The organism is Streptococcus sp. F0442 (genome assembly GCF_000314795.2).
In the GTDB taxonomy this organism is placed as follows: Bacteria; Bacillota; Bacilli; order Lactobacillales; family Streptococcaceae; genus Streptococcus.
In genome coordinates, this window is the sequence record NZ_KB373314.1 from 771,049 (window position 1) to 790,510 (window position 19,462).

Annotated in this window: 20 protein-coding genes; 2 read left to right on the top strand and 18 right to left on the bottom strand. The window is 42.2% G+C overall.

Features of this window, described 5'->3' with window-relative positions:
* Window positions 1–35: 35 nt before the first annotated feature.
* The 5 genes from HMPREF9186_RS03865 to HMPREF9186_RS03885 all read right to left on the bottom strand — a co-directional run bounded on the left by HMPREF9186_RS03865 (window position 36) and on the right by HMPREF9186_RS03885 (window position 3,718).
* Complete coding sequence (locus HMPREF9186_RS03865) at window positions 36–281, bottom strand: YneF family protein (RefSeq protein ID WP_003005109.1); 246 nt, start codon at window positions 279–281, stop codon at window positions 36–38.
* Between the two features lie 55 nt (window positions 282–336).
* A complete protein-coding gene (locus HMPREF9186_RS03870) occupies window positions 337–1,587 on the bottom strand; it encodes a diaminopimelate decarboxylase (RefSeq protein WP_009731510.1) in 1,251 nt (416 codons plus the stop codon).
* Window positions 1,588–1,682: 95 nt separating this feature from the next.
* A complete protein-coding gene (locus tag HMPREF9186_RS03875; RefSeq protein ID WP_003008369.1) occupies window positions 1,683–2,369 on the bottom strand; it encodes a Bax inhibitor-1/YccA family protein in 687 nt (228 codons plus the stop codon).
* Window positions 2,370–2,397: 28 nt separating this feature from the next.
* Window positions 2,398–2,889 carry an HDIG domain-containing metalloprotein gene (locus HMPREF9186_RS03880; protein WP_009731511.1) on the bottom strand — a complete coding sequence of 164 codons (492 nt, stop codon included), beginning with the start codon at window positions 2,887–2,889 and terminating at the stop codon, window positions 2,398–2,400.
* Between the two features lie 82 nt (window positions 2,890–2,971).
* Window positions 2,972–3,718 (bottom strand): TrmH family RNA methyltransferase, encoded by a 747-nt coding sequence (locus tag HMPREF9186_RS03885; protein WP_009731512.1) that lies wholly within the window; start codon window positions 3,716–3,718, stop codon window positions 2,972–2,974.
* Between the two features lie 73 nt (window positions 3,719–3,791).
* Here HMPREF9186_RS03885 and HMPREF9186_RS03890 point away from each other — a divergent pair, with 73 nt between their 5' ends.
* Together HMPREF9186_RS03890 and yidC are read left to right on the top strand one after the other, a co-directional pair.
* Window positions 3,792–4,070 (top strand): acylphosphatase, encoded by a 279-nt coding sequence (locus HMPREF9186_RS03890; RefSeq protein ID WP_009731513.1) that lies wholly within the window; start codon window positions 3,792–3,794, stop codon window positions 4,068–4,070.
* A gap of 77 nt (window positions 4,071–4,147) precedes the next feature.
* The gene (yidC, locus tag HMPREF9186_RS03895) at window positions 4,148–5,065 is read left to right on the top strand and encodes a membrane protein insertase YidC (RefSeq protein WP_009731514.1); all 918 of its coding nucleotides are present in this window, start codon (window positions 4,148–4,150) and stop codon (window positions 5,063–5,065) included.
* 421 nt (window positions 5,066–5,486) lie between these two features.
* Here yidC and greA read toward each other — a convergent pair whose 3' ends face one another.
* The 13 genes from greA to nrdR all read right to left on the bottom strand — a co-directional run bounded on the left by greA (window position 5,487) and on the right by nrdR (window position 19,372).
* Complete coding sequence (gene greA, locus HMPREF9186_RS03900; protein WP_009731515.1) at window positions 5,487–5,969, bottom strand: transcription elongation factor GreA; 483 nt, start codon at window positions 5,967–5,969, stop codon at window positions 5,487–5,489.
* A 63-nt stretch (window positions 5,970–6,032) separates the two neighbouring features.
* The gene (gene mltG, locus HMPREF9186_RS03905; RefSeq protein ID WP_442852219.1) at window positions 6,033–7,562 is read right to left on the bottom strand and encodes an endolytic transglycosylase MltG; all 1,530 of its coding nucleotides are present in this window, start codon (window positions 7,560–7,562) and stop codon (window positions 6,033–6,035) included.
* 59 nt (window positions 7,563–7,621) lie between these two features.
* Window positions 7,622–8,131 carry a GNAT family N-acetyltransferase gene (locus HMPREF9186_RS03910; RefSeq protein WP_009731517.1) on the bottom strand — a complete coding sequence of 170 codons (510 nt, stop codon included), beginning with the start codon at window positions 8,129–8,131 and terminating at the stop codon, window positions 7,622–7,624.
* 15 nt (window positions 8,132–8,146) lie between these two features.
* Window positions 8,147–8,560 carry a GNAT family N-acetyltransferase gene (locus tag HMPREF9186_RS03915; RefSeq protein WP_009731518.1) on the bottom strand — a complete coding sequence of 138 codons (414 nt, stop codon included), beginning with the start codon at window positions 8,558–8,560 and terminating at the stop codon, window positions 8,147–8,149.
* Window positions 8,561–8,637: 77 nt separating this feature from the next.
* Window positions 8,638–9,972 carry a UDP-N-acetylmuramate--L-alanine ligase gene (gene murC, locus HMPREF9186_RS03920; RefSeq protein ID WP_009731519.1) on the bottom strand — a complete coding sequence of 445 codons (1,335 nt, stop codon included), beginning with the start codon at window positions 9,970–9,972 and terminating at the stop codon, window positions 8,638–8,640.
* A 9-nt stretch (window positions 9,973–9,981) separates the two neighbouring features.
* Complete coding sequence (locus HMPREF9186_RS03925; RefSeq protein ID WP_009731520.1) at window positions 9,982–10,629, bottom strand: hypothetical protein; 648 nt, start codon at window positions 10,627–10,629, stop codon at window positions 9,982–9,984.
* Between the two features lie 55 nt (window positions 10,630–10,684).
* Window positions 10,685–13,783 carry a DEAD/DEAH box helicase gene (locus tag HMPREF9186_RS03930; RefSeq protein WP_009731521.1) on the bottom strand — a complete coding sequence of 1,033 codons (3,099 nt, stop codon included), beginning with the start codon at window positions 13,781–13,783 and terminating at the stop codon, window positions 10,685–10,687.
* A 343-nt stretch (window positions 13,784–14,126) separates the two neighbouring features.
* Window positions 14,127–14,468, bottom strand: a complete 342-nt coding sequence (locus HMPREF9186_RS03935; RefSeq protein WP_009731522.1) for a hypothetical protein — start codon at window positions 14,466–14,468, stop codon at window positions 14,127–14,129.
* 273 nt (window positions 14,469–14,741) lie between these two features.
* Entirely contained in the window at window positions 14,742–16,052 is a 1,311-nt protein-coding gene (der, locus tag HMPREF9186_RS03940; protein ID WP_003005632.1) for a ribosome biogenesis GTPase Der, read from the bottom strand.
* 57 nt (window positions 16,053–16,109) lie between these two features.
* A complete protein-coding gene (locus HMPREF9186_RS03945) occupies window positions 16,110–16,823 on the bottom strand; it encodes a nitroreductase family protein (protein ID WP_009731523.1) in 714 nt (237 codons plus the stop codon).
* Entirely contained in the window at window positions 16,820–17,719 is a 900-nt protein-coding gene (gene dnaI, locus HMPREF9186_RS03950; protein ID WP_009731524.1) for a primosomal protein DnaI, read from the bottom strand. The genes HMPREF9186_RS03945 and dnaI overlap by 4 nt, the downstream gene beginning before the upstream one ends.
* Window positions 17,720–18,898 carry a DnaD domain protein gene (locus tag HMPREF9186_RS03955; RefSeq protein WP_009731525.1) on the bottom strand — a complete coding sequence of 393 codons (1,179 nt, stop codon included), beginning with the start codon at window positions 18,896–18,898 and terminating at the stop codon, window positions 17,720–17,722. It lies immediately after the preceding gene.
* Window positions 18,899–19,372, bottom strand: a complete 474-nt coding sequence (gene nrdR / locus HMPREF9186_RS03960; RefSeq protein ID WP_003005476.1) for a transcriptional regulator NrdR — start codon at window positions 19,370–19,372, stop codon at window positions 18,899–18,901.
* Window positions 19,373–19,462 lie beyond the last annotated feature (90 nt).

Sequence of the window (19,462 nt, forward strand, 5' to 3'; positions counted from 1 at the left end):
CCCCTCTCATTTATTATCGTGAGATTGCCCCACTCTTATTTTTTCTTGTTTTTCGCCATTGCTGATTTTTGTTGGTTCACAATTTGGCGATAGACTTGTTGAACTTTTGCTTCGCTTGGACGTTGGCCGCTGGCACCTAAAAGCGTACGAACTGCTTCAACATTCAAACGTGGGTTTGATGCAAATTCTTTTTCAAATTGACGACGAAGCAAGAACATTCCTGCAACCATCCCACCAAAGAAAGCTAAAATAATCAACAAAATTCCTAAAAAGAGATTCATACAATTTTCTCCGATCCATTATTTTTACATAACTATCATTATATCAGACAATCGCTTATTTTTCAATGTCAAAGCCGTAGAGTGTCGCAAGATAATCTTCTGGTTTTTCTGCTCGACGAATCAAACGGGCCTGCCCATCTTCTTGAAGCAAAACTTCTGCCGAACGCAACTTGGCATTGTACTGATAGCCCATTGAAAATCCATGGGCTCCAGTGTCATGGATCACGAGTAAATCTCCAATCTCCGTCACGGGTAGTTCTCGTTGTTTGGCAAATTTATCGTTGTTTTCACAGAGACTTCCCACGACATCGACCACTTCAGTTGGTCCCTCTGGACGATCCATATTGGTAATATGGTGATAAGCACCGTACATAGCCGGTCTAAGAAGATTCACAGCTGAAGCATCGACACCCACATAGGTCCGGTAGGTTTTCTTTTTATGAGTGACTCTGGTTACCAAGAGGCCGTGTGAAGCCAGCATAAAGCGACCAAGCTCGGTATAGATTTTCACATGACCAAATCCTGCTGGTTTGAGAATCTCATCAAAAACGCGATGCACACCTTCCCCAATAATGTCAATATCATTTGGTTCTTGTTCTGGCTTGTAATTGACCCCAACTCCACCAGAGAGGTTGATGAATCCCAAATGGACACCTGTTTTCTCGACGACTTCCACTGCCAATTCAAAAAGTTGACGAGCTAGCTCTGGATAGTAATCATTGGATACTGTATTAGAAGCTAACAAGGCGTGAATGCCAAACTCTTCCACACCCAGTTCTTTCAACTCGATAAAGGCTTGGATCAATTGCTCCTTGGTCATTCCAAACTTGGCTTCTTCCGGATTGTCCATAATATCAGTTCCCAGTTCAAAGACTCCACCAGGATTATAGCGACATGAAATGACCTTGGGAATGCTGGTCACAGACTTCAAGAAAGCAATGTCTTCATAGGCATCCAGATTGATGGTTGCCCCTAATTCACGAGCATAGATGAACTCTTCAGCTGGCGTGTTGTTAGAAGAAAACATGATCTCTTTTCCAGCAAAGCCAAGTTTATCTGCCATCAACAATTCGACGTAGCTGGCAGTGTCAACTCCACAGCCTTCTTCTTGCAAAATTTTTAGGATGGATGGGTTCGGAGTCGCCTTGATGGCAAAGTATTCTTTAAATCCTTCATTCCAAGCAAAAGCTCGATGGAGAGCACGAGCCGTTTCACGAATTCCTGCTTCATCATAGAGATGGAAAGGGGTCGGAAATTCTTGGGTCAGGCTTTCTAATTGTTCACGGGTTACAAAAGGTGTTTTCATAAGCGCTCATTTCTATACTTTAGTCACTATTAGTATAGCACAAGTCGGAAGACAAAAAAAGCCGAGGCAACTGCCCCAGCTCAATCTCTCTTTGATTAGTCGTTTCTTCCGAAAATACGAAGAAGGCTGATAAAGAGGTTGATAAAATCAAGATAAAGTTCCAAAGCCATCGCTACTGCCCAACCTGTAGCAGGTTGACCATTTGTTTGATCATAGACATAGCGAATCTTTTGGTTATCCCAAGCCGTCAATCCTGCAAAGAGGAAGACAGAGATGATACTCAAGATATAGTCCATTCCAGAACTTCTCAAGAACATATTCACAACAGAAGCGATGATCACACCGATCAAGACTCCCATCAAGGCACGTCCCATACCAGACAGGTCTTTTTTCACGACGCGTCCGATAGCTCCCATGACAATAAACATCAAGGCACTGACCAAGAAAGCCTTATAGACAGTTGCTTGCATGTAGCGAGCAATGATAAAGCTCAAGGTAAAGCCATTCAAAGCTGAGTAGATCAAGAAGATCGGAAGAGCAGACGGGCTATTTTTAACAGCCTTCCCACTTGCAACAAAGACCAAGATCAATTCTACAACCACTGCTGCATAGTAAACCATTGGTGCGGTTGTCAAGATTTGAACGAAGAAATCTTGAAAGACTGTCATCATAAGGCCAGACACAAGAGCTGAAATCCCTACACCGATCCCAACTAATGAATAGATTTTGTTATAAAAAGCATTCAATCCACTTTGTTCTTGGATTACTGAATCATTATACATATAAACAAGTTCCTTTCAAATTTGTTTACTACGATTTTAACATTTTTCGATGAAAAAATCTCCTTTTAGCCATCTTTTTACGCCATGGTTCTGAAGCTTCTTTAACAGCCCAGTATTTATCCACCATGGTCACTACGAAGGATTCTTTGTAGCGAGGCGGGGCAAGGGTAGCACCCCACATGTGTTTAACGATGATGTCTTCTTCCTTGGCATTGAGGTCTGTAATCTTTCGCGCATTTCTCACAGCAATGCGTGGATGGATCCAAGCATGACTCTTGGTAAACTTGGTATCACGCCAATCATAGTAAAAGAGGTCATGCAAAAGGCCACCCCGAGCCGTGCTTTTGGCATCCCAACCAAATTTTTTAGCTAGTTTATAACTGGTATAGCTAACATGAATGGAATGCTCCAAGCGATTGGAATGAATATGATGGGGGATGTCGGCTAATTTTTGAACCTTAGGGTGCTGGATCAACTGTCCCACATAGGTCATGTATTCTTTGTCACGATGATATTGCATCAGATCACCACCTTTCCTTGATAAGCTCTCCCAATAAGATTTCCACCAATTTCTTTTTTCAACTTAAGTATACTGCTTTTTCTCAAAAATTCCTTAAATGAAACATCAAAATTCCAGCTGCTACTGCAACATTCAAACTCTCAGCCCGACCCGGCATGGTAATATGAACCAGCTGGTCTGCTTGTGCCGCCATTTCTGGACTGATGCCCTTGCCTTCATTACCCATTACCAAAATCAATTGATCAATCTGAGGGATCTGACGGTAATCCATGGAAGCTTCTGATAGCGTCGTTGCGAGGACCGCTAGATTGGATTGACTAGCTCGTTCAAACAGTTCTTCTCGGTCCATTTTCCAGATAGGAAGATGGAAATGACTTCCCTGCATGGATCGAAGAGTCTTGAGACTAAAGAGATCTGCGGATGCTTTCGAAATCATGACACCATCAAAGCCGGCTGCATCTGCTGTTCGAATCATGGTTCCCACATTACCTGGATCTTGGACATCCTCTAAATAGAGGTAACGACCATGTAACTGATCTGGAAGGACGGGTTGCTCTAGAAGAATCTCTGCGACAATTCCTTGAGGGGTCTTCGAATCAGCCAAGAGACTCAAAATCTCCGAAGTCACGACAGTGACGTTTTGGATATTCTCTACCCGGTCTAAATAAGCTTCTAAAACAAAGACCTGACGAATGATCGCCTGATTTTCTAGTGCCTCTTCAAAGAGATGCCAACCTTCAATGAGATAGGAATCTGTCCGATATTTTTTTTGATGTAATTTTTTAGCATTTTTGATTACATTATTGGATTTAGACGTTATAATATTCATAGACCTATTATAGCACAAAGAAAAAGAAGAAATCATGCCTCAGATAGATTTCTTCGAGTCAAGGAGGATGCACATGCAAAAGGTAAAAATGATTGCCCAAGGACGGGTTCAAGGAGTTGGTTTTCGCTGGGGAGTCTACAGTCTTGCTTTAGAGATCGGTGGGATCACTGGCCGTGTCTGGAACAATGACGACGGGACGGTTGGTATTCTAGCTCAGACAGAGTCTAGCAGTCAAATGGCCAAATTCATCCAAGAAATACGCAAAGGCCCTACGCCGTTTGCGCATGTGACCTACTTGGATGTTACACTAGCAAATTTTGAAAACTATAAGGACTTCAAAATTACAAATTAAGGCCAGCGAACTATTGTGTATTTTCAAAAAAAACAGTAGAATAGAAAGGTAACATTTTAAAAAAGAAGGAACGATTTGTGAAAAAAAATAAACTTGCATTATTTGCATCGATGGGACTAGCCTCGCTTGTCTTCTTATCTGGATGCGTGAGTGTCGATCGGAAAACTGGAAATCCAACAGGATTAATCTGGAATCTTCTTGGCCGTCCAATGGGCGAAGCCATCAAGTTCTTTGCCAACAACCTCGACTTAGGTTTTGGGATCGGGATTATTATCGTCACCTTGATCGTACGCTTGATCATCTTGCCACTTGGTTTGTACCAATCATGGAAGGCAACCTACCAATCTGAAAAGATGAACTACTTGAAGCCTATCCTTGGACCAATCCAAGAGCGCATGAAGAACGCTAGCACACAAGAAGAAAAGCTATTGGCGCAACAAGAATTAATGGCTGCTCAACGTGAAAATGGGGTCAGCATGTTTGGTGGAGTTGGGTGTTTGCCACTCTTGATCCAAATGCCATTCTTCTCTGCCCTCTTCTTTGCTGCCCAACATACTAAAGGGGTAGCAGATAGTAGTTTCCTTGGCATTGCTCTTGGAAAACCAAGCCTGCTCCTGGCAGCTATCGTAGCGGTTCTCTACTACATCCAAAGTATGCTTTCTCTTCACGGAATTGAAGATGAAAGCCAAAAAGAAAGCATGCGTAAAGCATCGCTGATGAGCCCGATTATGATCGGTGTCTTCTCATTGATCTCTACAGCCGGAGTGACGCTTTACTGGGTAGTCGGTGGGGTGATCCAAATTATCCAACAATTTGTCATCAACTACTTGATTCGTCCAAATCTTCGCAAGCGCGTTGCTGAGGAATACAAAAACAACCCTCCAAAAGCGACCAGTCACCGTGTGAAAAAAGACGTTACACCAACTACAACGACACAAATTCAACACAAACCAAAAAACAACCGCAATGCAGGAAAACAACGCAATAGAAAGTAGTACAAGATCCTAAATTCTAGCGGAATTACTTAAGCACTTGAACCCTCTAGTTCAGGTGCTTTTTTGATCCCTTTCAATCAGTCAACGAAACAGTTTCACCCTCACAAGAAGAGTAAGAGCACAAAAAGCAAGCCCTCTAAGAGTGCTTGCTTTAAGACCGTTTTTACCTAAGTAATGTTAAAAAATAAAATGATATAAACTATTAGGTTCATAGAGCAGATACCGAAACTTTCCGCCGTGAGAAAAGTGCCTGAAACAATTATGTTTCAGGCACTAGGGGAGTTTTGAAACCTTAGGTTCAAAACTAAGTCATGGAACTTCGTAGAAGTTCGCTGACGTCCGTACTCACTTAAGGAAAGTTTCTAAAAGGACTTTATCTTTAATCTGAAACAAGCCCTCTAGGAGAGCCTGCTCTTTATATTTACGCTGTTTTTTCTACGTTCAAAATTTTCACTTGGTAACTTCCAGCTGGTGTTTCAACAGTGACCACATCACCTGTTTTCTTACCAATCAATGCGTGACCGATTGGGCTTTCGTTCGAGATCTTTCCTGCAAAGGCATCTGCCCCTGCTGAACCGACGATGCTGTATACTTCTTCATCTGTTTCGCCAACTTCTTGAACTGTAACGGTTTTTCCGATCGCTACTTCGTCTACAGCAACTGCATCGCTATCGACGATTTCAGCATAGCGGATTTTAGTTTCCAAGCTCGAGATTTGACCTTCAACAAAAGCTTGTTCATCTTTTGCTGCTTCGTACTCAGAGTTTTCTGAGAGGTCACCGTATGAACGAGCGATCTTGATTCGTTCTACCACTTCCGGTCGACGAACCAATTTCAATTCTTCTAATTCTTGTTCCAATTTTTCTTTTTCCGCTAGGGTCATTGGGTATGTTCTTTCTGCCATTATTCTTCTCTTTCTCTTTCTATTATTTGAATGAAAAAGCTGTGGATGCGCCACATGCTTTTCCTAGTTTGAACTTGCTTGTGTCAATTTACTATTGACGTGTTCTTCTACATTTTTATTGTGTTCTTCAAATGTCTTAGCGAAGAAGACTTCACCATTTTCGACATTTGCTACAAAGTACAAATAATCGGTTTTACTTGGATTTACTGCTGCTTCAATCGCTGAGACTCCAGGATTGTCCACTGGGCCAGGCATCAAGCCAGTATTCTTATAAATGTTGTATGGGGAATCTATTTCTGTATCGATCGTTGCGTCTTCTTTTAAGGTTGTCTTTTGCCCAAGTTTGCCTTCTGCATAAAGGATAGCAATGTTACTTTGCAACGGCATATCTTGGTTCAAACGATTATAGAAGACACTAGCGATATCTTTACGGTCCTGGTCTGTCGCCCCTTCTTTTTCAACCAAGGAAGCAAGGGTCAATACTTCATTCACATTGATGTTCTTGCTTTCAAGTGTTTCGTAGTATGGGCTTAAGTTTTGATCCATGGCCGCAAGCATCTGATCAATCATTTCATTTACTGTGGTATCTTTCCCATAGTTATAAGTCGCTGGGAAGAGGTAACCTTCCAAACGGTAACGAACACCAGAGTCCTTACTTGGCAGGTTAGCCAAGAGTTTTGGATATTTGGCCACCATCTTCTCAATAAAGGCATCATCTTGGACAGCCTTCAAGAAATCTTCTTTCTTAAATGGAGTCTTGCCTGCCTTCTTCGTAGAGACATCAGATGTGATCGCTGTTGCAATCTGATCAATGGTATAGCCTTCAGGAATCGTCACCTTACCAAGAACTGGAGCTTGAGGAGTTTTGGTTCCCTCTTCCTGCAGTTTTTGGATGATGGTTTCTAAATCCATGCTCTTTTGTAAATTAAAATAGCCTGACTGGAAATTGCTATAGTTCTTAAACTTGGTATAGTAGTTAAAGAACTGGCCATTTTTAACGAGTCCTTTTTTCTCAAGGATCGCTCCAATTTCACGATTACTTGAACCTGCGGGAATTTCAACCGTTACAAATTCTGTAGCATTTTTATCCATTGGCTTTACTGCTGAATGAATATAGGTCACGGCAAAGATCCCGGTAGCCACGATCACGATCAACAAGAGGCTGACCACTGTCCGCACGATACGTTTGGCGATTTTATTTTGTTTCTTTTGTTTCTGTTGACGTTTGTTGCGAGAAGAACGTGTTAAGTTTTCCTCCACCGGTTTCTGACTTGGTTCTTTAAGAGCCGGCTTTGTAGGCTCGCTCTTTTCTTCCACAGTAGGACGGACCGCTTCTTGCTCCACTAGATCTGCTTGGGAAGCTGAAGTCGATTCTTCTACTTTCAGAGGTGGTGTTGTTTCTTCCTCCTCTTTTCCTGAAGTAGGAGTTTCAACCTCTAGATCCGGTAGATCATACTCTTTTTCAATCTTTAAAAGTTGCTCATTGGCCTCTTCTAAATCTCTGAGGATCTGTTCTTTGAAGCTTAATAACTTCTCACTTTCTTGTGATTTATCAGTCAAATAATTGACCTCCCTCATCATAATCCTTAATATTATATCTTAAAAGATTTAGAAAAGCAATACAAATCGCCTTTCTTCTTTAAAACACCTATTTAATCAAGGTTTTTGTTTTCCCAAACCAGATTATACCAAACTTCACCCGCATATTGGGAAGCAGAGAGACCCTCATTGGTAAACCCTTGTTTTTCATAATAAGGAATCAAATAATCATGACAGGTTAGATTGATCCCCTCACGGCCATCCTCCATCGCAATCTCTTTCATCGCTTCAAGTAAGAAGGTTCCGACTCCTAGCCCTTGGGCTTCTTTGGCAATGGATAGACATGTAATAGAAATAAAGCCTCTCTCTATCTGACTGAGATCTTCGACCTCTGTAAAGGAGGCATCGATCAAATAACGCTCTGGTCTAACAGGTCCTTCTAGATACCCTAAAATCTGACCCTCGCACTCGGCTACTAGAAAAGTCGTTTGGATCTTTTCAATATGATCTTTTAAAATCTCACGCTCAATCGCTTCTTCCTCTGAAAAATTTTCGAGTTCAATGCGCTCAACCGCATCCAAATCTTCTATCCTTGCTTGTCTCACTTGAATCTTTTTTTTCATCATCTACTCCTTCTATCAATCCCAAACCATATGGACACCTAAAGCAGACTCCCCTTCATCCCGGAATCCTTGCTGGGCAAAATAAGACAGCAAGTCTTCCGAGCAATCGATCCAAATGGCATTCTTTTCTTTTTGAACAGCTAGGTCTTTTAAAGCAGCTATTAAAATGGAACCATATCCTTGACCTTGAAAGGCTGGTCTAACTGCTAATCGCAATACTATTAGGTTTCCCTTTACTTGCTGGTCTTCTGTCGCCAACAAGTAAGCTACAATATCCCCAGCCTGCTCTGCAAGCAAAGAAATAGCCACCTTCGAATTCAGCGCTTGCTCAAGAGTGGTTTTTGGCTCCTTCCATGCATTGTCATGAAGTTCTTCTTCAATCAAAAGCAAACGCTCTTGATCAGCTGAAGTAATGGGACGAATGATCATCCTACACTCCTCTCATCGATTTTCATAGGACAGATAAATTTGAGTCTGGAACCAAGCGATTCCAGACTCATCATCTCTTATTGTACATTATGTGTCAAACTTGATAATAAACGCTCAAATGAGTATTCATAGGTTTGAATATCTCCAGCTCCCATAAAGACATAGACTGCATTGTCATGATCAAGAAGAGGAGAAACATTTTCAGCTGTAATAATAGCCGACCGTTTGACAATCTTTGCTTCCAAATCTTCAACCTTCACATCGCCATGGTCCACTTCACGCGCAGAACCATAGATTTGAGCTAAGTAAACGGCATCGGCTTGATTCAAAGCTTCCGCAAATTCATCCAATAGAGCGATCGTCCGTGTAAAGGTATGGGGTTGGAAAATCGCCACAATTTCTTTACTTGGATATTTTTGACGGGCCGCATCCAAAGTTGCAATAATTTCCGTTGGATGATGGGCAAAGTCATCGATGATCACCGTACCATTGACCACTTTTTCAGTGAAGCGACGTTTGACTCCAGCAAAGGTCTTCAAATGCTCGCGGACTAAATCTAAGTCAAATCCTGCAATGTGAAGCAACCCAATGACAGCTGTGGCATTCATGATATTGTGGCGACCAAAAGTTGGGATATGGAATTGTCCCAAATCTTCTCCACGAAAATGAACGTTGAAGGTTGAACCAGTCGTTGAACGAAGCAGGTTGTTCGCCACAAAATCGTTATTTTCTTTGTCAAATCCATAATAATAGATAGGTGCAGACGAGGTGATGCGACGCAATTCCTTGTCTTCCCCATAGATGAAGAGACCCTTACTGATTTGTTTAGCATAGTCGTCAAAGGCATTGAATACATCCTCTAAACTCGTGAAGTAGTCTGGATGGTCAAAGTCGATATTGGTGATGATGCTGTATTCAGGATGGTAAGGCATAAAGTGACGCTCATACTCATCCGATTCAAAAACAAAGTATTTGGCAGCAGCAGAGCCACGGCCTGTCCCATCTCCAATCAAATAACTCGTGTCTGTAATATTTGATAAAACGTGAGAAAGCATCCCTGTCGTTGAGGTTTTCCCATGTGCTCCAGCAACTCCTATGCTGACAAAGTCACGCATAAACTCACCAAGGAATTCATGGTAGCGTTTATAGGTTAAACCATGCTCATCTGCATACGCAATTTCCACATTATTCTCTGGACGGAAAGCATTCCCCGCAATGAGGATCTTATCACCTTCCAAATTTTTCACGTCAAATGGATAAATTTGAACTCCTGCTTGTTCCAAGCCACGTTGCGTAAAGTAATACTTCTCAACATCTGAACCTTGAACAGTATGTCCCATTTGGTGAAGCATGAGAGCCAAAGCACTCATTCCTGCTCCTTTAATTCCAATAAAATGGTATGTATTAGACATGTTATCTCCTTATTCTTGATCTAGATGGGTTAAATCCAATTCTTGTTTGATTGGCTGTGGTTTCAGCTTGTGTTGGTCTTTATTATAAATTTGACTGGTCTTCAAGAAATCATAATTATTTTTCTTTTCGGTAGGTTCTACTACTGTTTCTCCTACAGGTTCCAGCTCAGCCAGAATCAACTGATCCTGACGCAAGCGTTTGCTATATTTCAACAATTCGCCCGGGTTTTCCTTTTGGAAAGGTGCTGTTGGCTGACCAGGTTTCCGTTCTGAAATAAATGGTTTCTTCCGCTTGTTTGTGGTGATCGCTGGATCTGTTGTCAAATAAGGTGCCGTGCGTTTCTTTTTCAGATCTTCACGCGCGCGCTCTCTTGCTTCTTCTGCATAACGATTGGCAGGACTTTTTTTATCAATCGGCTCTTTAAAATCAGGTTTTCTTACTGGCCGTCTTTTGGGTAGGGACTCTTCTAGAGGTTGATGGTAAGGGTGCTTGGGCTTGGTATTTTCAGCAATGGGTTGCCATTCCAAATAATTTTTATCCACATATTCGCCTGTAATATTACTAATCAAGTCTGAATCATCGTACAGGTTCATATGGGGCATCTCCGTTAACATCAACTCATTATCCCCTACCTGAGGAAAATATTTTTCTGTCATGTTTTCTTCCTTTCGACACTCCATTAATTATAAACTATTCACAGAATTTTTCAAGTTATTCCGACTGAATTCCTAGAATCTCGCGAATTTCCTCTACGGATAGGCTAGATCTTGTTTCCGTTCCATCAAGAATCGTTGAAACCAGATGGCGTTTTGAAACTTGGAGCTCTTGAATTTTTTCTTCGATAGTCCCACGGGTAATCATGCGGTAGACTTCAACATTTTGTTCTTGTCCCATTCGATGGGCCCGGCCAATCGCTTGTTCTTCTACAGCAGGATTCCACCACAAATCGACTAAGATAACGGTATCGGCACCAGTGAGGTTCAATCCAACCCCACCAGCCTTCAGTGAAATGAGAAAAGCATGGCGCTCTCCTGCATTAAAGGCATTGGTCATTTCTTGACGATCTTTTGCGGGAGTAGAACCCGTGATTTTAAAGGAGGTCATGCCGAGCTGGTCAATCTCCTTCTCCAGAATATCCAACATGCCTCTGAATTGGGAGAAGATCAAGACCCGATGGTCTCCATCCTGGATTTGAACCAGAAGGTCGCGAAGACTCTCCAACTTCCCACTGTCTCCTTGATAGTCTTCCATAAAGAGGGCTGGGGTATCACAGATTTGGCGAAGGCGCATGAGGCCGGAGAGGATCTCCACCTTGCTTCGATTTAATTCTTCCTCGCTAGAGCTTCGAACCCGATCTTGAATTTGCTTTAATTGGGCTAAATAGATGGTTTTTTGGCTTTCGTCCAACTCATTGTGATAGATGGTTTCAATCAAGTCTGGTAATTCTTGAAGGACCTCTGTTTTTTTCCGTCTCATGACAAAGGGTTTTACAAAACGGGCAATGGTCTCAGGGCTTAATTTTTGAAATTCTTTTTTAGCAGGAAATAGACCAGGAAGCACAATTTGGAAAATGGACCAAAGTTCTCCAACATGGTTCTCAATGGGTGTGCCAGAAAGAGCAAATACATGTGGCACATCAAAACCACGTAAGTGTTGAGCAATCTTGGTTTGGGCATTTTTCATGACCTGAGCTTCATCCAAGATCAAGTATTCATATTGATTTTTTTGGTATTCCTCTACATCCTGACGGAAAGAGGCATAGCTTGTAATGACCACTTGGGGATTGGTTGCAATGAGTTCATCTCGATGTTGCTTGAGGCCGTAAACAACTGCCACTTCCATCTGAGGAGCGAACTTTGCAAATTCCTGTTTCCAGTTGTAGATGAGACTAGATGGCGCTAGAATCAAGATTTTGGTTTCAGTCTGGGCTACACTCGTTAGAAATGAAATAGTCTGCAGGGTTTTTCCAAGCCCCATATCGTCGGCTAAAATGCCCCCAAAACCATAATGATTCAGCATGGAGAACCATTTGACCCCTGTCTCTTGGTAATCCCTTAGGGTCGCTTGGATCGCTAGCTGAGGAAGCTGGTATGCTTCCGGATGGGTCAGATCATGAGCCAAATTCCTAAATTCTTCAGAAAAATGAACATTTTCTTGATCTGCTAACAAATCAGATAGCTGGTAAGCTGCAATTCGACGGGTCTGCAATTTGCCACCCTTCTTCATCTTAGCCCTTAGATCAGCCAAGGCCCGACTAATTTTCTTAGTTTCTTCATCAAAAACAAGGACTTTTCCGGTATGGCTGACAAAGTAGTCTTCTTGCTCTACTAGAGCTTTTAGGACCTGGTCGACCTCAGCTGGGTCTATACTTTCAAAATCAAAGCCAATCTCCAGTAAACTGCCATTGGTTTTGACATCAATTTTGGGACGTTCCACTTGATAAAGATCCAAGAGACTATCGGATAAGGTAACCTCTCCTAAAGTTTCAAAAGTCGGAATCTGTTGGTGAAAGAAAGGATAGATCTGCTCACTTGCTAACGGGCTTCTTTGAGAAGAAAAGTCATCTGTAAAGCCTGCTGCCAGCATAGTCGAAAAGACCTCTTGTTCCTTATCGAAATCACTGGAATAGGGAAGGTTTAGCAGTTCCTCGCGCGTAGTAACCGCACGATCCTGGTATTGAAAGACTACATCCAGTAAGACAGTCTGGTCCTGCGCTAAATCAAAATGGAATGCTGGAGTGAAATCGTGGATTAAAAAGCTCGTCGGAGCTGTTATTTTCCCCAGTTTTTTAAATTCTTTTAAACTATAGGAAAGCTTGGTCTGGTCTGTTGGATCAAAGTGCAGGCGTTTTTTGCGGTCCTGATCCATCGGCAGGTCTTGGATGGCCTTCCATAAGGTGCGCTGTTGGGGCGTCAGGTGATAGAAGACACCATTTCGAAACAGATAAGTAGCAGAATCGACAACCTTTATTTGAGGCTCAGTAATGATCAATTCGTAAAAATCATCATGGTCTTCTACCTGAAAATGAAAGAGATCTTCCTCCCCATGGACGTCCTGGAAATAGACTTCAGAAAAATCATACAAGCTATATTGCAGGAGGAAAGAATCCAAATTCATCAGTAATTCTACAGCTTCTTCAAAGAGAGTCGGTGGGAAATAGAGATGGCGACCAGCATTGGGGAAGAAATCTTGCTCTTTTGAAGCACTATCTGTGATCAAGCCTTGTAGGAAATTGATCACATCCTGACTAGCACTATCAAATTCTAGGTAAGAAATGGGTTCATAATAACTTTTGCCAATGGCATAATGGCCTTCTTTTTGAAGGGTCTGCAAAAAGGCAAGGACATCTCTGATCACATAGGAGCGCTCATCTGGTAAGCGACGGATGCGAAGGGTCCAAAGAAATTGACCCGAATAATCGTCTTCATGTCCAACGGCTGATAAGACATAGCGAGTTTCTTTTTTCTCAATTTTTGGAAGCACCTGGTCTAAAAACAAACTTCCAAAGGAGACTTTCTCCTGGGTTTCTTCTGTCGCAGTAGCATCTTCCTCAAGACTCGTAAGAGCAGCCTTCCCACTGTCATCATTCTTCAAAAAAGCCTCTACAGCTGCCAAATGTGTACAGAATTTTTTCTTTTGAAAGAAAGCACAGCTACAAAAAACTGCATCGTCATCCAAACTGTAACGCAAGCTTTCTTCTTCCACCCGAAAATACAGGTATTTTTCTTTTACTTCCTGAAGGGAAACTTTCCCAGCTTCATAGAGAAGGCTCCCTTGTGAACGAACCTTCCCAGGAATTAATTTTGCCATCTTTACCACCTTAGATTAATCCCTTTATTATACCATATTTCAAAGTATAGTTAAAATTAATGCCATAAAACTTATTAAAATAGGCGTTTTCGAACCATCTACTATTCAATGATACCCCTTAAAGCTTTCTCAAAGTTCCTAAAAAGTTCACAAAAAAATACCCCATAGGGTATCTATCAATTTACGAGTTCAGCAGGCAAGATCTAGCAAGCCTCACCCGGTGCTTTTTTACTTCAAAAGTGGTAGGCTACCGCGCACCAATGGGTGCTCGATGTCCTACCACCTAGTTAGATTATACCATAACACGGCTACTTTTTTATGCTCCACGTCTATACATTTTTTACTAGTCATCCACTTGATCTTGCGAATTGCCTTTTATTAAGGCATTCCCGATGGTTATGTACAATTTTCCCAAGCACAAAAATTTGACGAAAGACCAAAAAATCCCAAAGACAGCTAACCCTTTCACCAATAGAGAGTAATAACTTTCTTTGACAATCTCTCCATAAAATGTCATGGATGATGCCATGATCACCCATCCCCAAATGATGAGAACGAGGGAGGCCCCATAAAGGATGGCCAAGCCCCAAAAGACCAAAGCATTTTTTAAAAATTTCCTCATGATACGCACAAGTGCCAATAAGCATAACAAAGAAACAAACAGTAGTAATTCCGTATTCGACATTGCTTCCCTTCCTTTTTTATTCATTAAAGCATACTAGGCTTTTTCTTCTAATTAGTTAGTCTTTCAGATATTCATATAAAAAAGGACCCTTCTTGTCTCTTGCAGTTGACAAAGAGTCCTCTTTAGTTCTTTTTCACAGTTAGCATGATCCATTCATCCCCTTTTCCAAAGGACGCATGGTAGCTTCTTGGCGTCTTGACTTTCTAACTGTAAAGTGAAGGATGGCAAGACCAGTAAATAGTCTACTACTCTTAGTTTTCTTAGGCACTCATCCTACTTCCGTTTTCGCGCAATCAAATGGATCGGGGTTCCTTCAAAGACAAAAGCTTTCCGAATCTGGTTTTCCAAGAAACGAAGATAAGAGAAGTGCATGAGTTCTTCTTCATTGACAAAGACAACAAAGGTTGGCGGCTTGGTTGCCACTTGGGTCGCATAGAAGATCTTGAGACGTTTTCCTTTATCTGTTGGTGTCGGATTGATGGCAATGGCATCCATAATCACATCATTCAAGACAGCTGAAGGAATCCGCGTATTTTGACTCTCGCTAATCTGTTTGATCATCTCTGGCAACTTATGCAAGCGTTGTTTGGTAAGTGCTGACACAAAGACAATCGGAGCATAAGAAAGGTATTGGAATTGGTCACGAATATCATCTTCCCACTGCTTCATGGTATGGTTGTCTTTTTCAATGGTATCCCATTTGTTAACAACAATGATCATACCTTTACCAGCTTCATGGGCAAATCCAGCAATCCGCTTATCATACTCGCGAATTCCTTCTTCGGCATTAATGACCATCAAGACCACATCTGAACGGTCGATGGCCCGCATAGCACGCATGACAGAATATTTCTCAGTGTTTTCATAGATTTTACCAGACTTGCGCATACCAGCTGTATCAATCATGGTGAATTCTTGGCCATCTGCATCGGTAAAATGGGTATCGATGGCATCCCGTGTGGTTCCAGCTACTGGGCTAGCAATCACACGATCTTCTCCAAGAATGGCATTGATCAAGCTTGATTTCCCAACATTCGGGCGGCCAATCAAGCTAAATTTGATGATATCTGGATTTTCTTCTTCTGTTTCATTCGGGAGATTTTCGATGATAGCATCGAGCACATCCCCGGTTCCAATCCCGTGAACAGAGGATACCGGTAGTGGCTCACCCAGTCCTAAGGCATAAAAGTCATAGATATCATTGCGCATCTCTGGGTTATCCACCTTGTTGACAGCCAGAATAACTGGTTTATGTGTCTTATACAAGATACGAGTGACATATTCATCTGCATCGGTGATCCCTTCTTTTCCAGAAACAACAAAGACGATCACATCTGCTTCGTCCATGGCGATTTCTGCTTGATGCTTAATTTGCTCCATAAATGGGGCATCTACGTCATCAATTCCCCCTGTATCAATGATACTAAATTTCCGATTCAACCACTCAGCTGTTGCATAAATACGGTCACGAGTGACTCCTTCTACATCCTCAACGATGGAAATCCGCTCACCGGCAATCCGGTTAAAGAGTGTAGATTTTCCGACATTGGGACGGCCTACAATCGCAATAGTTGGTAGGGCCATGATTTCCTCTTTTCTAATGAAAGGCGAGACTTCAGTTCAAGAACGCCTCTCTTCATTTCATAATAGTTTGTGTTTTTCTAGTAGTTTTTTGGTCTCTTCTTGTTCAGGTTGACCAAATTGAGCTGCAAGGCGCTCGCTCCAGCTATCTGTTGCACGCGCTCCAGCATAATCTGCCTGAACCTTGTCATAGTCAGTCACAACTGATATGTCTTGTTCTTGGTATTCTTCTTCAAAAGTAATCTGTTCCAAAGGCAAGCGCGGTTTCACAGCATGCTGTTGATTTGGCACTCCGAGAGCAATTCCAAAAACAGGGTAGGTATAGTCCGGTAGACGGAAGAGTTCTGCGACTTCTTCTGAACAATAGCGCAACATGCCGATCATCACTCCACCATAGCCGAGACTTTCAGCTGCTAATAGCGTATTTTGAGCTGCTAGAGCCGCGTCCACTGAGGTGATCAGTAAGTTGTCCACCCCTTCAGGATGGAAATCCTGCTCATGAAGTTTGACAGCTTTTTCAGCACGGTTTAAATCCCCAACAAAGAGGAGAAATACGGCTGATTGGCGAATCGCTTCTTGAGGAAGCAAGTCGTAGAGAGCTTCTTTCTTTTCCTTGCTCTTCACCACAATCACAGAATAAGATTGAAAGTTTTTCCAACTTGATGCCATCTGCCCAGCTGATAAGATTTCCTTGAGGTCAGCTTCTTTGATGGCTTCTTCCTTAAACCTGCGAACAGAAAAATGAGATTTCATTAAACGGATGGTTTCATTCATCGGCGATTGACTCCTTCCAAATGGATTTCCTTGGCTAAAAATTTCACGCGCTCCATGACACGTTTGGCCTGCCAGGTTTCATCCCCATTGCGCGAAGCTGCAAAATGACGTTCCAACTCTTCAAAATTAAAGTTAGAAGTAAAGAAGGTTGGGAGATTTTCCTGCATTCGGTGCTGCAGAATCACTTGTAAGACTTCGTCTCGCACCCAGGCTGACATCTGTTCCGCACCGATATCATCGAGAATTAAAATTTCGGCTTTTTTCACCTGATCTACGGTTTCTTTGACCAAGCCCGAACTGATGGCATTTTTGACATCGATAGCAAAACTTGGAAAATGTAGTAGAGTGGTAGAGGCCTGGCGTTTTTCGGATAAATCATGAGCCAGGGCTGCCATCATGTAACTCTTTCCTACTCCAAAATCACCATAGAGGTAAATTCCCTTTTGATACTCGGGATAGTTAGCTACAAAATTAGCTAATTCCTCAAAGGCCACAAATCGTCCCTTATCATCGAGCTCAACCTTGGCTAGACTCGCTTCTTTTAAGGTTGAAGGGAGATTGATCAAGTTGAGACGTTGGTTGATCGCAGCCCGTTTTTGGGCTTCGATTAACTCTGGTGTCTCCTCATAGGCTACATCTGCATAACCTTCATTCATGGTGAGGATCGGTTTATAGCCTTTGGCAATATAATCCGGATCAGCAAGTAAAAAACGGTTTCGCTCGCTGATGTATTGATTAAATTTTGAAATACTCCGTCGAATTTCCTGCTCAGACAAAGACTGAGCTTGAATAAAGGCAGCGACTTCTTGGTCTGCCAAAATCTGTGCCACCAAATCCTCATAGTTAAATTGGCGGGCACGATTCATGTGGGACAGGGTTTGACCTACACTTTCCATCTACTCACCTCCTTGATTTAATTTTTCTAATAGGCGTTGTTTCTCTTTTGCAAGATCCACTTTTTCTTTTTGACTGGTTTGATTTTGATAGTTCGGTTGACTCCACTTAGGAACATTGCTTGGCTTGCCTTTGGCAGGAGCAGTTGTTGTCCCTTTGTTTGCTTGAGACTTAGCCTGTTCCTGACGTTCTCGGACTTTTAAAATCGCCATTTCAGCACTGTTGACCCCTTGGTAAGAAAAGTCATTTCCCACTTTCAAAGCATATTTTTCATTGAGATTAGCTGACTGGGTTTTATTAAAGGTCAGCAACAAGATGATATTGATCACTTCATCCAGTAAGCCTAGATCTGCTAACTTGGAAAGGGTCTTGCGTTCGCTCTGCGTAATGGTCGCCTTGCGGGCCTTCTTTATCTCTGCCAAGAATTGCAGGCTAGATTTTTGCTTGGCTTCCCTCAAGATGGTTTCTTCCTGACGGCTATAGGACAGGCGTGGTTGTTCCTGATTAGCTTGGGCTAGCTTTTGCTTCATTCTTTTTGGAGAAATGGTGCGGTCTACTGCCGTTTCTTTTGCTAAAAGATAGGTTTCATACCAGGTCCATTGTTGCTCCTCTGCAATGGCAAAGAGGTCCAGAGTGGCTTCCCCTTCATCCGCAAAACGAAGACCGTCTCGGCCCATCATGCGTGTAAACATATCCATATCAAACTGCTGTTTTCTACTTGGTGTTGCAGCAACCTCACCCGCATCTATACCAAAAACTTGAGAGAAAGAAACTTGACGTCTGGTCCCTAAAGAACGCTCTGGCAGCAGATCTTCCACTGCCTTCTCTCCAATCTTTCTTTCCAGCAAGCGTTTATAGACGGCATTTGAACAAAATTGCTCTGCTTCAAGGGGGGCATGCATCTGGATAGTGAGACCATCTTCCTCCTCAAAGAGATCAATCAAGCCCATGGCAATCAAGCGATCAAAAGCCAATAACAATTGAGGGAATCCCATATCGATGTGGTTTAGAATCTGTGCAAGCAAATGTTGCTTTTCACCTTGATCATACGATGCCAGCAAATAGCGATACACCGTCACTGTTTCCATCTCCAAAATAGGCAGGTAATACTGCTCCAAAGCAGCCCCTGCCGGCGGAAGAATATTATTTTTTAAAAATACAAAAGGAGTATTGGGCTTCATCTATTTTTCCTTTTTCTTCTTGGTTCCTTTCGTAATTTGCTTCAAGAGCGTCTCTAACTCACCGACATCCTTGAAACTCCGGTAAACACTGGCAAAACGAACATAGGTAATCTCATCCAGATCTGCTAACTCATCCATGACCAAAGAACCAATATACTCGCTGTTAATTTCATTATCACTTTGGCTACGAACCTTTTGTTCAATCCGGTTTACAATTTCTTCGATTTCATCACTCGATACAGGACGTTTTTGAGCCGAACGGATAATGCCATTAAAGATCTTATCACGAGAAAATTGCTCGCGCGTTCCATCCTTTTTGACAACCACTAGCGTTCGTTCTTCTACTCTTTCGTAGGTAGTAAAGCGATAATGGCATTCTTCGCATTCACGACGACGACGAATGGTGTTCCCGTCTTCAGCTTGTCGACTATCCACCACACTAGACTTACTTCCACCACATTTTGGACAACGCATTTGCTACCTCCTTAAACTGTTTTAACACTTCATTTTACCATAAAATCAATCGTAAAGAAAGCAGAAGAACATGAGAAGCCCCGATGCCAA

Bases quoted from the DNA above. Each gene is read 5' to 3' on its own strand.
- HMPREF9186_RS03945 (WP_009731523.1), bottom strand. From the start codon at position 16,823: ATGAATGAAACCATCCGTTTAATGAAATCTCATTTTTCTGTTCGCAGG.
- HMPREF9186_RS03875 (WP_003008369.1), bottom strand. From the start codon at position 2,369: ATGTATAATGATTCAGTAATCCAAGAACAAAGTGGATTGAATGCTTTT.
- HMPREF9186_RS03880 (WP_009731511.1), bottom strand. From the start codon at position 2,889: ATGCAATATCATCGTGACAAAGAATACATGACCTATGTGGGACAGTTG.
- HMPREF9186_RS03955 (WP_009731525.1), bottom strand. From the start codon at position 18,898: ATGAAGCCCAATACTCCTTTTGTATTTTTAAAAAATAATATTCTTCCG.
- HMPREF9186_RS03870 (WP_009731510.1), bottom strand. From the start codon at position 1,587: ATGAAAACACCTTTTGTAACCCGTGAACAATTAGAAAGCCTGACCCAA.
- HMPREF9186_RS03865 (WP_003005109.1), bottom strand. From the start codon at position 281: ATGAATCTCTTTTTAGGAATTTTGTTGATTATTTTAGCTTTCTTTGGT.
- HMPREF9186_RS03910 (WP_009731517.1), bottom strand. From the start codon at position 8,131: ATGAAAAAAAAGATTCAAGTGAGACAAGCAAGGATAGAAGATTTGGAT.
- HMPREF9186_RS03930 (WP_009731521.1), bottom strand. From the start codon at position 13,783: ATGGCAAAATTAATTCCTGGGAAGGTTCGTTCACAAGGGAGCCTTCTC.
- HMPREF9186_RS03890 (WP_009731513.1), top strand. From the start codon at position 3,792: ATGCAAAAGGTAAAAATGATTGCCCAAGGACGGGTTCAAGGAGTTGGT.
- HMPREF9186_RS03885 (WP_009731512.1), bottom strand. From the start codon at position 3,718: ATGAATATTATAACGTCTAAATCCAATAATGTAATCAAAAATGCTAAA.
- murC (WP_009731519.1), bottom strand. From the start codon at position 9,972: ATGTCTAATACATACCATTTTATTGGAATTAAAGGAGCAGGAATGAGT.
- dnaI (WP_009731524.1), bottom strand. From the start codon at position 17,719: ATGGAAAGTGTAGGTCAAACCCTGTCCCACATGAATCGTGCCCGCCAA.
- greA (WP_009731515.1), bottom strand. From the start codon at position 5,969: ATGGCAGAAAGAACATACCCAATGACCCTAGCGGAAAAAGAAAAATTG.
- der (WP_003005632.1), bottom strand. From the start codon at position 16,052: ATGGCCCTACCAACTATTGCGATTGTAGGCCGTCCCAATGTCGGAAAA.
- HMPREF9186_RS03925 (WP_009731520.1), bottom strand. From the start codon at position 10,629: ATGACAGAAAAATATTTTCCTCAGGTAGGGGATAATGAGTTGATGTTA.
- HMPREF9186_RS03935 (WP_009731522.1), bottom strand. From the start codon at position 14,468: ATGTCGAATACGGAATTACTACTGTTTGTTTCTTTGTTATGCTTATTG.
- nrdR (WP_003005476.1), bottom strand. From the start codon at position 19,372: ATGCGTTGTCCAAAATGTGGTGGAAGTAAGTCTAGTGTGGTGGATAGT.
- HMPREF9186_RS03915 (WP_009731518.1), bottom strand. From the start codon at position 8,560: ATGATCATTCGTCCCATTACTTCAGCTGATCAAGAGCGTTTGCTTTTG.